This window comes from Sphingobium sp. IP1 (genome assembly GCF_002708645.1).
GTDB lineage: Bacteria > Pseudomonadota > Alphaproteobacteria > Sphingomonadales > Sphingomonadaceae > Sphingobium > Sphingobium yanoikuyae.
In genome coordinates this window covers 1-12,584 of the sequence record NZ_NOIW01000033.1, presented here as the reverse complement: position 1 = coordinate 12,584, position 12,584 = coordinate 1, and the positions used below count along the sequence as shown (strand labels likewise).

General features: G+C 64.4%; 13 protein-coding genes and 2 pseudogenes. 7 read left to right on the top strand and 8 right to left on the bottom strand.

The window, feature by feature from the left end; genetic code table 11:
* The first annotated feature begins 73 nt into the window (after positions 1-73).
* Complete coding sequence (locus CG471_RS13395; RefSeq protein WP_099232170.1) at positions 74-2,557, top strand: PAS domain-containing sensor histidine kinase; 2,484 nt, start codon at positions 74-76, stop codon at positions 2,555-2,557.
* A gap of 192 nt (positions 2,558-2,749) precedes the next feature.
* A complete protein-coding gene (locus tag CG471_RS13390) occupies positions 2,750-2,911 on the top strand; it encodes a YdcH family protein (protein ID WP_373562052.1) in 162 nt (53 codons plus the stop codon).
* Positions 2,912-3,062: 151 nt separating this feature from the next.
* Here the strand turns inward: CG471_RS13390 and CG471_RS13385 are convergent, their stop codons facing one another.
* Positions 3,063-3,419 (bottom strand): hypothetical protein, encoded by a 357-nt coding sequence (locus CG471_RS13385; RefSeq protein ID WP_099232169.1) that lies wholly within the window; start codon positions 3,417-3,419, stop codon positions 3,063-3,065.
* 123 nt (positions 3,420-3,542) lie between these two features.
* On the opposite strand from CG471_RS13385, the gene CG471_RS13380 reads away from it, so the two are divergent.
* The 3 genes from CG471_RS13380 to CG471_RS13370 are packed head-to-tail and all read left to right on the top strand — an operon-like array spanning position 3,543 to position 5,963.
* The gene (locus CG471_RS13380; RefSeq protein ID WP_099232168.1) at positions 3,543-3,950 is read left to right on the top strand and encodes a PepSY domain-containing protein; all 408 of its coding nucleotides are present in this window, start codon (positions 3,543-3,545) and stop codon (positions 3,948-3,950) included.
* 4 nt (positions 3,951-3,954) lie between these two features.
* Positions 3,955-4,611 (top strand): response regulator transcription factor, encoded by a 657-nt coding sequence (locus tag CG471_RS13375; protein ID WP_099232167.1) that lies wholly within the window; start codon positions 3,955-3,957, stop codon positions 4,609-4,611.
* Between the two features lie 2 nt (positions 4,612-4,613).
* On the top strand, positions 4,614-5,963 hold the full coding sequence (locus CG471_RS13370) for a HAMP domain-containing sensor histidine kinase (protein ID WP_099232166.1): 1,350 nt from the start codon (positions 4,614-4,616) through the stop codon (positions 5,961-5,963).
* A 54-nt stretch (positions 5,964-6,017) separates the two neighbouring features.
* Here CG471_RS13370 and CG471_RS13365 read toward each other — a convergent pair whose 3' ends face one another.
* From CG471_RS13365 to CG471_RS13355, 3 genes are all read right to left on the bottom strand, one after another.
* Positions 6,018-6,644: an RES family NAD+ phosphorylase gene (locus CG471_RS13365; protein ID WP_201450225.1), complete on the bottom strand. Its 627-nt coding sequence runs from the start codon at positions 6,642-6,644 to the stop codon at positions 6,018-6,020.
* Between the two features lie 38 nt (positions 6,645-6,682).
* The gene (locus CG471_RS13360; protein WP_069336918.1) at positions 6,683-7,210 is read right to left on the bottom strand and encodes an MbcA/ParS/Xre antitoxin family protein; all 528 of its coding nucleotides are present in this window, start codon (positions 7,208-7,210) and stop codon (positions 6,683-6,685) included.
* Between the two features lie 242 nt (positions 7,211-7,452).
* Positions 7,453-7,638: a YdcH family protein gene (locus CG471_RS13355; protein ID WP_099232181.1), complete on the bottom strand. Its 186-nt coding sequence runs from the start codon at positions 7,636-7,638 to the stop codon at positions 7,453-7,455.
* Between the two features lie 277 nt (positions 7,639-7,915).
* Here CG471_RS13355 and CG471_RS13350 point away from each other — a divergent pair, with 277 nt between their 5' ends.
* Together CG471_RS13350 and CG471_RS13345 are read left to right on the top strand one after the other, a co-directional pair.
* On the top strand, positions 7,916-8,404 hold the full coding sequence (locus CG471_RS13350) for a Crp/Fnr family transcriptional regulator (RefSeq protein WP_099232164.1): 489 nt from the start codon (positions 7,916-7,918) through the stop codon (positions 8,402-8,404).
* A gap of 8 nt (positions 8,405-8,412) precedes the next feature.
* A pseudogene (locus CG471_RS13345) lies at positions 8,413-9,026 on the top strand (DedA family protein).
* Positions 9,027-9,083: 57 nt separating this feature from the next.
* Here CG471_RS13345 and CG471_RS31330 read toward each other — a convergent pair.
* The 4 genes and pseudogenes from CG471_RS31330 to CG471_RS13325 all read right to left on the bottom strand — a co-directional run.
* Positions 9,084-9,878 carry a trypsin-like peptidase domain-containing protein gene (locus tag CG471_RS31330; RefSeq protein ID WP_099232163.1) on the bottom strand — a complete coding sequence of 265 codons (795 nt, stop codon included), beginning with the start codon at positions 9,876-9,878 and terminating at the stop codon, positions 9,084-9,086.
* A 214-nt stretch (positions 9,879-10,092) separates the two neighbouring features.
* On the bottom strand, positions 10,093-10,446 hold the full coding sequence (locus tag CG471_RS30665) for a hypothetical protein (protein ID WP_164522511.1): 354 nt from the start codon (positions 10,444-10,446) through the stop codon (positions 10,093-10,095).
* Between the two features lie 9 nt (positions 10,447-10,455).
* Positions 10,456-12,261, bottom strand: coding sequence for a SulP family inorganic anion transporter (locus tag CG471_RS13330; RefSeq protein WP_069336912.1), 1,806 nt, complete (start codon positions 12,259-12,261; stop codon positions 10,456-10,458).
* A pseudogene (locus tag CG471_RS13325) lies at positions 12,228-12,473 on the bottom strand (NAD(FAD)-dependent dehydrogenase); the annotation flags it as partial. The pseudogene CG471_RS13325 and the gene CG471_RS13330, both read right to left, overlap by 34 nt.
* Positions 12,474-12,584 lie beyond the last annotated feature (111 nt).

The window sequence follows — 12,584 nt, the reverse complement described above, 5'->3', positions numbered from 1 at the left end:
TGAGCACGAGGGATGCCTGAGGAGACGGGCCGACCGTGACGTACAGACCGGCAGATAGGCAAACAGCATTTTCATGAACGCCCGGGATTATCCTCTTCTCGATCCGAACCTGGACTTTCTGCAAGGAGGAGGCGAGCTGGGGCAGCGCATTCGCGGTCATGATTGGGCGGCAACGCCGATGGGCGCGCCAGAGCAGTGGCCGCAGTCATTGCGGTCGGCCCTGTCCATCTGCCTCCAGTCGAGTTTCCCCACCGCGATCTACTGGGGCAGCGAACTGAGACTGCTCTATAACGACGCCTGGGCGTTCATTCCGGGAGAGCGGCATCCCGGAGCTCTGGGGCAACCGGCGGCCAAGGTCTGGTCCGACATCTGGAATGTCGTCGGACCCCAGCTCGAACAGGTGCGCAGCTCGGCGGAGGGGTTCTCGACCTACGACCAGATGCTCCCGATCGTGCGCGAGGGCCGGGAACAGGAGACATACTGGAACTACAGCTTCACGCCGATCCGCGGTGAGGATGGGTCGGTGGTGGGCGTCTTCAACCAGGGGCACGAGACTACGAGCCGCGTTCTGGAAGAACGCAGGCGCATCCTGGAATCGGAGCGGCAGCGACGCCTTTTTCAGCAAGCGCCCGGGTTCATCACGATTCTTCAGGGTCCGGAGCATCGCTTCGAGTTCGTCAATGATGCCTACATCAGCCTGTTCGGCAACCGCGACTTCGTGGGCAAGACCGTTCGCGACGCCTTTCCCGAACTGGCGGGGCAGGGCTTCTACGAGTGGCTCGACAGGGTCTTTGCGACCGGCGAGCGCTTCGTCGCCAGCAACGTTCCCATCACGCTGGAGGGTAACGGCGGCCTGCCTTCCGCAGAACGGTTCCTCGACTTCATCTACGCGCCGGTGGCGGACGATGACAACCGCGTCACCGGCATCTTCTGCGAAGGGCACGACGTCACCGAACGCAATCGCAGCGAGGCGGCGCTGCGGCAAAGCGAAGAGCGATTTCGTCAGCTAGCCGAGACCGTCGAGCAGGGTTTCTACGTCACGGAGCTTGATGACAGGCGTCTGTCGTACCTCAGCCCGGCTTACGAGCGGATTTGGCAGCGCCCGCGCGAGGAGCTGCTGGAGAACATCGCGAGCTTCATCGAGACCATCCATCCCGACGACCGGGAGCGCGTTAGCGCCGCCGAGCGCGAGCAGCTATCGGGTCTTTCCCAGGAGCTGCACTATCGGATCGTCCGGCCCGATGGCTCGGTCAGATGGATCCGCGACCGCTTCTTCCCCGTCAACGATCAAGATGGACGTCCCTTGCGATCGGTCGGCCTTGCGGACGACATCACGCACAGCCGCCAGATCCAGGAAGATTTGCATGTGCTCAACGAGACGTTGGAACAGCGCGTGGCGGAGCGCACGGCCGAGCTTGCGGCGGCGCAGGAAGCGCTGCGGCAGAGCCAGAAGCTCGAAGCCATGGGTCAGCTCACGGGCGGCGTCGCGCATGACTTCAATAACCTGCTGACGCCGATCATCGGCAGCCTCGACATGCTTCAGCGCCGAGGACTCGCCGACGAGCGCATGCGCCGCCACATCGACGGAGCTCTGCAATCGGCCGAGCGCGCCAAGACGCTCGTCCAGCGGCCGCTCGCCTTCGCGCGCCGGCAGCCGCTCCAAGCCGTTGCGGTCGATCTGACCGCGCTGGTGGAGGGCATGGCCGAACTTGTCGACAGCACGACGGGCCCCCAGGTCGAAGTGCTGGTTGAGCTCGAGGACGGCCTGCCGAGCGTGCTGGCCGATGCCAATCAGGTCGAGATGGCGCTCCTCAATCTTGCGGTCAATTCGCGCGACGCGATGCCGCGAGGCGGGACCTTGCGGATCACCGCCGCGTCCGGCTCTAAAGGTGGCCGGCCCGAACAACTGCCGCGCGGGGATTTCGTGCGGCTCGCCGTCACCGATACCGGTGTGGGAATGGATGAGGCCACCCTCTCGCGCGCCATCGAGCCGTTCTTCTCGACCAAGGGTGTCGGGCAGGGCACCGGCCTCGGCCTCAGCATGGTCCACGGCCTGGTGTCACAGCTCGGCGGCGTGATGAGCATCGCCAGTGAGGCCGGTGTCGGAACCAGCGTCGAGCTGTGGCTGCCGGTGGCGGTTGCGCAGGAGGGCCTAGGGCGATCCTCCGAAGAGGCCGTGCCCGTGGCGGGTCACGGCTGTGCGCTGGTGGTCGATGACGAAGACCTGGTTCGCATGTGCACCGCCGAGATGATGAGCGAACTTGGGTTCGACGTTGTCGAAGCGCGTTCGGGCGAGGAGGCGCTGAAACGGCTCGCCAACGGCTTGCGGCCGGACGTGCTCGTCACCGATCATCTCATGCCGGGCATGACCGGCATTGAGCTCGCGCATCTTGCCACGGGAATGTTGCCGCAGATGGCGGCCGTGATCGTGTCCGGCTATGCGGAGCAGGAAGGTGTGGCCCCGAGCCTGCCGCGGTTGACCAAGCCCTTCAAGCAGGCCGAGCTGAAACAGGCGCTTGCCAATGCCACCGCATCTGCCGCTCGCCGGCCTACATGACGGTCGGGGAGAAAAGGGGGCAGAGCGAGACAGACCCTCGCATTGCTCGTCGACGAGGGCAGATGGATCGCGCACGTTCCCAAGTGGCAGCGCTGCGGCTGAATTGATCCGGGACAAAGCACGGCGCATGGCCTTGTGGTCAATATGGCGGCGCCCGGAACGGGAACACACGCCTTAAGCAAGGAGGAGGCAATGACGATGGAGTCGCCACATGCAAGCGCTTTGCACCTCAAGCATGCCGGTCTTGAACGGCGGATCCTCGAGGAGATGAAGCGGCCGCTTCCCGACCTCGGCGTCATTCAACAACTCAAGCGCCAGAAGCTCCGCCTCAAGGAAGAATTGACGAGAAGCTAGCACTCGAGCCCGAGCGGCGGCCACATGTGTGCAGCGAGTTGTGCCGCGCTGTGTGCCGCAGACATTGATGGTGCAGGCAATATCCAGGGCCGGCGTCGAGGCCTTTGGCCAGCCCTGGAGGCTGAAGTGTCGGCATTGGCCGACAGCCCATTCAATCGTCCCAGTGCTGGTCGCGCCGGACTGAAAGGACGCGCTGGCCCTGGCGGTCCATGATCGCTTTGAGTTCGCGCCCCTGCGCGTCGAAACCTTCGGCCTCGATGCGCCCATCGTCGCGCTCGACCTCCACGAGGTGGACGATGCCAGCACGCTTGAGGGCGTCCGCATTGGGGACGGGCATTCGCCCATAGCGTCCGCGATCCTCAAAATCGTCGTCCCAGTGCGTGTTCGCGAAATAGGGCTGGTCCTTGGCTCCTGTGGGCGCGGGCCCCGCCAGTGCGACGGCTGCGGCTCCTGCACCCGCAGCGCCAATAGCCAGGACGGCGACGGCGGACACGATCTTCTTCTTCATGGCAGTGCTCCTCGTTCGAATCACCAATGCGATGACGAGGCCATGATTGCCGGGTGCTGCTGACGGCAGGCTCGCAAGGCATGTCAGCCCAATGTCAGCTCCGATGGCGCATAAGCGAACCCGATGGGTCTCGAGCGTCAGATACTGGCCGCGATGGCTGTGGCTGCGCTGAGCGCCTGCGATCGCGACGCTGCTCACAACGAGCGGGGACCATCGGCGCAAGCTGAACAGGTGATTTCCCGCGTGACGCCGAAGGCCCCCCCGGCGCGCGATCGACAGCACGGAGTGGAGATAGCAGGACCGGACGGAGCCGCAACGGCGCTTCCTGGCGAGGGCGCCGGACACCTGCCGCTCGCGCGCATTCTCGCGATTGCGCGCGAGCACGTTCCGGGTGAAGTCATCGAAGTCGAGTTGGAGAGCGACGACGGCCGCGCGGAGTACGAAGTTAAGATCCTGACTTCAGATGGTCGTACCATGGAAATGCAGATCGACGCGGTGCGCGGCACGATCCTGCAGTCCGAAGAAGATTGAGTATATGCGTCTGCTGCTGGTTGAAGATGACGAGGCGATTGCAAAGGGCGTGCAGGAGGCGCTCACCCGCGCCGGCTTCACGGTCGATCGGGCTCAAGACGGGGAAACCGCCTGGGTCATGGGCGGCGACGAGGATTATGACGTCGCCGTGCTCGACCTCGGCCTGCCGCGTTTGGACGGAATGACTGTTCTTAGGCGCTGGCGCGGTGAAGGACGGATATTCCCGATTATCATCCTTTCGGCGCGCGGCGCCTGGCTCGACAAGGTAGAGGGCATCGAGGCCGGAGCCGATGACTATCTCGCTAAGCCGTTCGAGCCCGCGGAGCTCGTCGCGCGGGTCCGCGCGCTGGTCCGGCGCAACGCGGGCCATGCTGAGGCGCTCCTGACCTTCGGGCCGCTCACGCTGGATACGCGCCGCATGAAGGCGCTCGTCAGCGGCCGCGAAGTCAATCTGTCCCCGCTCGAATACCGGCTGCTTCACGCGCTCGCGCATAGCGGCGGCCGCCCCCTGAGCGCCGGCGAGCTGTCCGAGATGCTGCACGGCGTCGATGCGGCCGAAGCCAATGCGATCGAGGCGTTGGTCGCCCGGCTGCGGCGCAAGATCGGTGTCGACGCGATCGAGACGCGGCGTGGGTTCGGCTATTGCCTCATGAAGGGCTGACAATGGCGGCACTGGACAAGGCTCTCAACCGCTCGCTCAACGTGCGGCTGCTGCTGTTCGCGGGCGTGACCATCGCTCTGGCCCTCATCGCGGCCTGGGCGGTGCTCGGCCTTCTGTTCGAGCGCCATTCGGAGCGCCAGTTGCAGGCAGAACTGGAACGCCACGGCATCGCCTTGATCGCCGCGACCGAACTCGATCGGGACAGGCGTCCGGTCATCGCACGTCAGCCGACCGACCCTCGCTTCCAGCGGCCGGCAAGCGGCCTTTACTGGCGTGTCGTCGCGCCAGGCGGGGAGCTGCGTTCGCGGTCGTTGTGGGACGGGGCTCTCGCGCTCTCGATCTCGGCGCAGATGCCGGCATGGTCCGCCTTTAGCGCCAGCGGACCGTTCGAGGATCGCGTGCTTGTCGTGGCCCGGCGTGTCCGGCTCGGCGCGCAAGGGCCTGAGCTGCTCGTCGAAGTCGCCGCCGATCGCCAGCCGATCCTGCAGGCCCGCGCCGCGTTCGGGCGTGAAACCGCGTTCTTCCTCGCGGCCCTGTGGCTCGCGCTGGCCTTCGCTGCCTGGGTGCAGGTCCGCATGGGTCTGCGCCCGCTCGACCAGGTGAGGAACGAATTGGACGGGATGTCGCGCGGGGCCGATGCGCGCCTCGCCCTCGCAAACCATCCGGTCGAGATCCGTCCTTTGACCGAGGCGATCAATGCGGTGGCGGATCGCCGGGCCCGAGACATCGACCGCGCCCGCCAGCGCGCCCGCGATCTCGCGCACGCGCTCAAGACGCCGATCACCTCGCTTCGTCTGCAGATCGAAACGCTCCCGTCCGAGAAGGCGAAAGAGATGATGCACGGTCTTTCGCTCATCTCTGCCGCCGTCGAAAGCGAACTGGCCCGAACCGGCGCCAGCAGCGAGGGCGAGACCGTCGATGCGCGGGCGACGATCGAGCGCCTGTTCGCCGTCATCGCCCGCACGCCTGATGGCGCACGCGTTTCGCTCCACAATCAGGTGCCGGACGGATTCGACGTGCCGCTGGGCGCCGAGGCGGCGCTCGAAGCGTTCGGCGCGGTCATGGAAAACGCAGCCCGACACGCGGTCAGCGAGGTCCAAGCCCTAAGCGGGTCCGGCCCGCGCGCGTACTGGATCGAGATATGTGACGATGGGCCGGGCATTCCTGACGAGTTGCACGCGGCGATGCTCGAGCGTGGTGGCCGGCTGGATGAGACCGGACGAAATCACGGGCTCGGCCTTGCGATCGCGCGCGATATCGTGAGGGCGAGCGGCGGCGATCTCTCGCTGGCAGCAACTCGAAAAGGCGGGCTTCTCGTGCGCTTCGAGTGGCCGAAGACCCCCACGTCATAGGTGACGAGAAGAGCAGCGCCGGGCAGCGCCGAGCACGCGAGCGGTGTCCGCCGTTCACGCGCTCAGTTTGCGGACGTCGATTTGTTTGGACGCAGCTTCAATGCTGATCTCGAAATGATCGGTCTGGACGACATCGATGATTCCAGCCGGCCGATATCCAACGACGTTCGTGCCGCCCCGATGGCGCAAGCTGTCATAGGCAATGCCGGCTGAGGCCGACGCGCGAATTGTCTCGCCGAATGCCTGTGCTCCGGCATAGCTGTTCGGGAGATAGGCATCGGGATAGGCTGACTGCTGGCCGCAGATATCTAGGTAATTGCCGACCAGCGTGGCGCTGTAGGAGCGATAGGTCCGTGCCATGGCCTCTACCGAGCGCGCCACCGTTTCACGCCGCAGATGATGTCCGACCTCGGCCGCAGCCGTGACGATCGAGGCCGACGCGTACCAAGCGCCAAGATCGGGACCATTGAACCGCATGCCGCCGGGCGCGACATGGAGAAAGGATGCCATGATGATGCTCGCGTTGGGACGGCCATAAACCCACTGATCGCGAGGCAGGCGATCGATCCGTTCGGCCACCAGGCGGTCGTTCGTCCAACCGGCAAGCTCCATTACGGCAGCCGCGTCGGCGGCTGTCGCCACCGTGTCGAACAGGCCAATGGGGGGAAAGCGCGACGGCACAAGTCGATACGCCGGCCGAGGCGCGGGCCTGTAGTCGGTCACCCGAAGACGATTTCGCTGTCGCTGTAGGGAGCGAAGCCTTCGTCGGCGGCGTTCGGAGCCATGTAGATGCCGCCGCGCGCACTATCGAGGAAACGGCGCACGGTCATCAGCCCGTCCTGGGTGCCGCTCGTCAGCAGATCAATCGGCGGATGGCCGCCGAACACCGGAGCGTCGTGAGGCTGGCGCAGCCAGTCGATGCCTTCATGCTCGTCGGCGAACAGCACGCCCAGCGCCTGATGAATGCCGAACAGTGCCGAGATCCGGGTAAGCACGTCGACATCGAGGGTGATGGTCCCATGTTCGCGCGCCTGCTTGCACCAGCTATGATAGGTCGATCGGGAGGGATAGCCGAGCACCAACCGGCGCTGTTCCTCGTTAAGCCCCCACAGGTCGGCAATCGCGACGAAGGTCCGCATGGCAGGTGCGCTCAGGCGGCGTCGATTGGCCGGCGCGAAGCGGGACAGGTCCAGGCGCGGCGGAAGTTCCGCCGTCTGGCCGCCGCCTTCAATCGCGTTCCTCGCCATTTGCGCCTCCTGAACGGATTTGGATATAGTCCAAATCTGGACATTTCGCAATTGCGCGAGTGCTTGTCGCGAATGGCTGGGGGGAGGGGCGACGGCACGAGCAACCAACGCCCGTGCCGCTCCATCCATCGATCCAGCATGTCGGGCGACACGCGCAGTCGACACAATACCAGAACAGCGCTGAACGGCATCGAGACCGCTAAGCGGGACAGGTTCAGCTCGATCCGAGCAAGGCGTTCTAGTCAGGCGACTCTGCTGTCGTCGGAGAGGTCACATTGTCTGGCCAGCTGGTCCTTGACCGCCAGCTTCAGCTTCTTGAGGCGGGCGATCGTGAGCTCGTCCGGATGAGGACGCGCCATTTCCCTCTGGATCTCGCCGTCAAGGCGGGCATGCTCGCGCCGTAGATAGCTCAAATGATAATCTGACATCTTCATCTCCATGCAAAGTTGAGGATGTGACCGTTCGAGGAACGGTGACACGACATTGGGATGAAATGGCGATCTTTTCAACGGTCGGGCGAGGGTCACCGCGCCCGCATGATGGCCGAGACGTTGAACACCCCTGAATGGCGCGCGGCATGGCGAAGATCGACCGGTCGTCAGTACCGCCTGACTTGGATTCTTCCGGCAGCATGGTTGCGGCTATGGAACGTTATTAACCCAGGTGTATTTTGCTCCATGTTGTCAGCCTTCGTTTGGGACAATCATGAATAGCGTCGAGTCCCTGTTCGCGTCGCATCTTGCCAAGCTTCGACGGCTCGCGACGCTCGACCCGGACGACATGACCGCGCTTCTCTCTCTGCCGCAGCGGACCTCCCGAATCTCTGGGCGCAGCTGCCTCATGCGCGAGGGGGCGCCCGCCGAGGAATGCTGCATCCTCGTCAAGGGTTTCGCCTCCAGGAGCAAGCTGGCGAAGAACGGAGGCCGGCAGATCGTCTCGTTCCACGTTGCGGGCGATCTTCTCGGCTTCGACAGTCTGTTCCTCGAACAAGCTGATCATGATGTTCAGACGGTGACCGATGCGACATTGGTCTGGATCGCTTTGCCTCGCCTCAAGGAACTCGTAGCCCGCCGGCCGGCGATCGCGGCGGCTTTCTGGCGCGACGCGCTGATCGATGCGTCGATCGGGCGCGAATGGGTGCTGAATGTCGGCCGTCGCAACGCCAAGGCGAGAGTTGCGCATCCATGGGACTGAAACCAAGTATGACGGAATGGATCTTACGGCTGATCGAGCAAGGCGGTTACTGGGGCATCTTCTTCCTGATGTTCATCGAGAACGTCTTTCCGCCGATCCCTTCCGAACTGATCATGGGGCTTGGCGGCGTTTCGGTCGCGCGAGGCACGATGGAGTTTTGGCCGCTGCTGGCGGTCGGAACGGTCGGCTCGACGCTTGGAAATTATGCATGGTTCGTGCTGGGGATCGGCTTGGTTACGAACGATTGCGGCCGTTCGTGGAGCGATGGGGTCGGTGGCTGACGGTCGAATGGAAGGACGTGGAAAGGGCGAGCGCCTTCTTCCGCCGCCATGGCCAATGGGTGGTATTCGCCCTGCGCTTCTCGCCTTTCCTGAGAACGATGATTTTTCTGCCGGCGGGGCTCGCCCATATGCGGCACGGGATCTTCCTGCTGTTTACCCTCGCCGGAGCCGCCGTCTGGAATGCGGCGCTGATCCTCGGCGGATCCTGGCTCTCGCGCTATCTCGAGGAAGCGCAGGGCGTCCTCAATATTCTGGTGGCCCTCACCCTGATCGTGGGCGTAGGCGGTTATATCTGGCGCGTTTGCACCTGGAAGAGGCACCGAAACGGAAAGGTCGATTGAGGTGTCGGACCTCCGCCGCATCGGGCGGACGCGCCGACCCGCAGTTGAGCGCTCGACCTAGGGCGTGAAGACGCTGATCGCGGCCGGCAGAACCTTGAACGATACTGGCGTGAAGGTCTTGAGTTCCCCGTCGAGGTTCACCGGGCGGGGCCGTCTCGTCCAGACATCGAAATGATCGCAGCGCGCGCTGCGAACTTCGCGCCAGAGGCTGTGCCGGCCGGCCTTGAAAGCGGGATACATGACAAGAAGCTGCCAGAGGCGTTGCAGCTCCAGCGAATAGAGATCGAGCGCGGCGTCATCGATCCGCGCATCGTGGTGAACGGCGTTTCCGCCGCCATAATAGCGCCCGTTGCCGATGGCGATCTGAAGGGTGCGAACGGGTGCCGGGCGGCGCAGCGCAACGCCGATCTTGAGCAGCGCAAGATCGTGGCTCGGGCTGGCGCCGACCAGCGAGGCGCGGAACTTGCGACCGTCGGCAAGTTGGACCGTCGCCTCCGAGGCGCCCTGGATCACGTGGAAGTTGGTGACGACGTGCCCGGCGCCGTCCCAAATTAAGCCGGACCCTGTGCCGCGCGGGACGGAGAATACATTGCGCGTCCAGGCGTCCTCCACCAGCTGGGATGTCGAGATATAGACGACCGATCCGCGGGCCTTTTCGAACAGGGCTATGGTCGCCTTTTCATCGCCGGCAAGGTCGCCCCGCGCCGTTACAAGCCGGGATGCGGGATCCGCTGGAGCCATCGGCTGCAGGACGCGCCACAACAGGATCAGTGCGGCGGCGCAGGCAGTGACGAGAAGACAGCGGCCGATAAAGCCGAGTTTCGCTGTTTCAGGGCTCATTCCTGAAGACATGTTGCGCCTCGGGGAATTGCGTCAAGTATCTCAGATCCCGATTGTTGCAGGCGAGCTGCCGCGAGGCTCGCGACTTGCGGATGGTGGCGGGGTGAATGGCATGCTCCTGCTATGAGCGAACGTTCCGCGCCGCTCGGACGATCGACGTCCATGATACGCTTGATCGTCGTAACGTCTGTGCCCTGACCTTGACCCCATGGTGAAGCAGCGTTCGCTATCGGCCCACTGCCGCGTACTTGTGAAATCGTGAGGTGTTGGTCAGAGGATCTGCGACGTAGATCTCGGCTTCGAAGACAGAGAAAGGACGATCATGATCGGCAAGATTCTGGGTGCGATTGCGGGCGAACGAGCGGCCAAGCACGTGCGGGGGCTCGGGGGCCCCGGCGGAGCGCTCCTTGGCGCTGGCGCAGCCGCGCTGATACGGCGTCTGGGGCCGCTCGGCCTCGTTGCGGTCGCTGTCGGCGGATATGCGCTGAAGCGGCACCTCGACGCCAAGAACGCCGAACAGCCGGGGGCAGATGGGCAGGACAACGAGATGCCTGCCAATAAAGCCAGTCAGCCCGGTCAAGCGTAAGCTCTATATCGCGCCTCTGGCGGCCCAGAGATCAGGCGCAGCCAGTGACTCCTGTTCCCGGTCCGCGAGAGCGATAACTTTCGTAAAAGCCTCATGCTGCGACAGCCAGACCTTGCCTGAGAGGCCGTCGAGCAGATGCGAGCGCTCGAGCGCGTCCATGACCGGGCCTTTGACTTCCGACAGGTGCAGGCAAACACCGGCGTCGGCAAGACGCCGATTGATCATCTCGAGGCTCTCGAGTGCGGAGGCATCGATGGCGTTGACCGCCGAGCACATCAAGATGAGGTGCCTCACGTCACGTTTTTCGGCGATTTGTTCGAGAATAAACTCCTCCAGCCACCGAGCGTTGAGATAGGTCAGGCTCTCATCGATGCGGATCGTGAGCACCCGGGGGTCTGTGAAAACCCTATGGCGCGCGACATTGCGAAAATGCTCGGTTTCAGGAACGCGGCCGACGATTGCAGCGTGCGGTCGTGACGCCCGCCAGAGATAGAGCGCCAGGCTGAGACCGACGCCGGCGATGATTCCCGCCTCGACTCCAACGGCCAGCGTCAGAAGGATCGTCGCCAGCATCGCTGCGAAATCGGGTTTGGAATAGCGCCAGATCTCGACCGGTTTCCTCAGGTCCACCAGACTGAGAACGGCGACGATGATCGTCGCGGCGAGCGTGGCAATCGGAAGCGCGGCGAGGAGCGGCGTCAGGAAGAGGGCGGCGACGAGAATGCCGGCGGCAGTGTAAACGCCGGCGGCCGGCGTTTGCGCTCCGGCGTCGAAATTGACGACCGAGCGTGCGAAGCCGCCCGTCACCGGATAGCCGCCGGTGAACGCGGCCGCGACATTGGCGGCGCCCAGGCCGATCAGTTCCTGGTCCGGATCGATCTTCTGGCGCCGCTTGGCGGCGAGTGTCTGGGATACAGATACGCTCTCGACGAAGCCAATCACCGAGAGAAGAAGCGCGGGAATAGCGAGCTGCCGCCAGAGCTGCGCGTCGAACAAGGGCAGCGTGAGGGGCGGCAGGCTCTGGGGAATCTGGCCGACCACCCGGACGCCCTTGTCCTCGAGTTCCAGCGCGAGGACGGCGAGCGTTGAAGCCGCGACAGCCGCGATCGGACCGGTCTTGGCGAGAAGATCGGCGACGCGAGGCGCGATGCCGAGGCGGATCAGCAGAGGCTTTGCTCCGCTGCGCACCCAGAACAGGAAAGCGCAGGCGCTGACGCCGATTGCGAGCGTGGGCGGATGGATCGAGGCGAGATCGCTAGCAAGTCCGGCAATAAGCTCGGGCAAGGTGGCGCCCCCGCCGTCGACGCCGAGCAGCGACTTCATCTGACTTGCTGCAATGAGAATGCCGCTCGCGGTGATGAACCCCGAGACGACTGGATGCGAGAGAAGGCTGGCGAGGAACCCCAGTCTGAGAAGGCCCATCGCCAGCAAGATCAGTCCTGATAGCAGCGCAAGTATGAGCGCGGCTGCGATGAAGCGCGGGCTTCCCGGCGCTCCAATCGCGCTGGCGGCGGTCAGCGTCATCAAGGAGATTACGGCGACCGGCCCCACCGCCAGAGTTCGGCTCGTGCCAAAGGCGGCATAGGCGAGGAGGGGCGCGACCGAGGCGTAAAGCCCGATTTCGGGTGGGAGCCCCGCGAGCATTGCATAGGCGAGGCTCTGGGGGATGAGCATGATCGTGACGATCGCCGCCGCGGTCATGTCGCTTGCGAGCGTGGCCCGGTCATAGCCGCGTGCCCAGGCGAGCGCCGGCAGGTAATGCGCAAGCTTCGCCATCACGCGCCGATCGGCTGCGGCCTGACCATCCATTCCCGGCCTTTGAGCATCCCATGCCAGTAGACCGGGGGCAGGATCGTGTCCTTGAGGAGCCAGGAGAGCCGCGAGGGGCGGGTGCCGTCGATCAGCCATCCTGGGAAGCTCGGCAGGAGCTTGCCTCCATAGCCGAACTCGGCGAGCACGATCTTGCCGGCCTCGACCGTCAGGGGACAGCTGCCATAGCCATTATAGGGGGCGTTTGCGGGAGGGGGCGGAATCCTACGCCAAGCTCGCCCAGATAGCCGGCGCGAGATCTTACTTGTTGCTGCCTTCTACGGTCGCGCCAGAAAGGCGACGGCTCAGTTCTATCCGGCGAT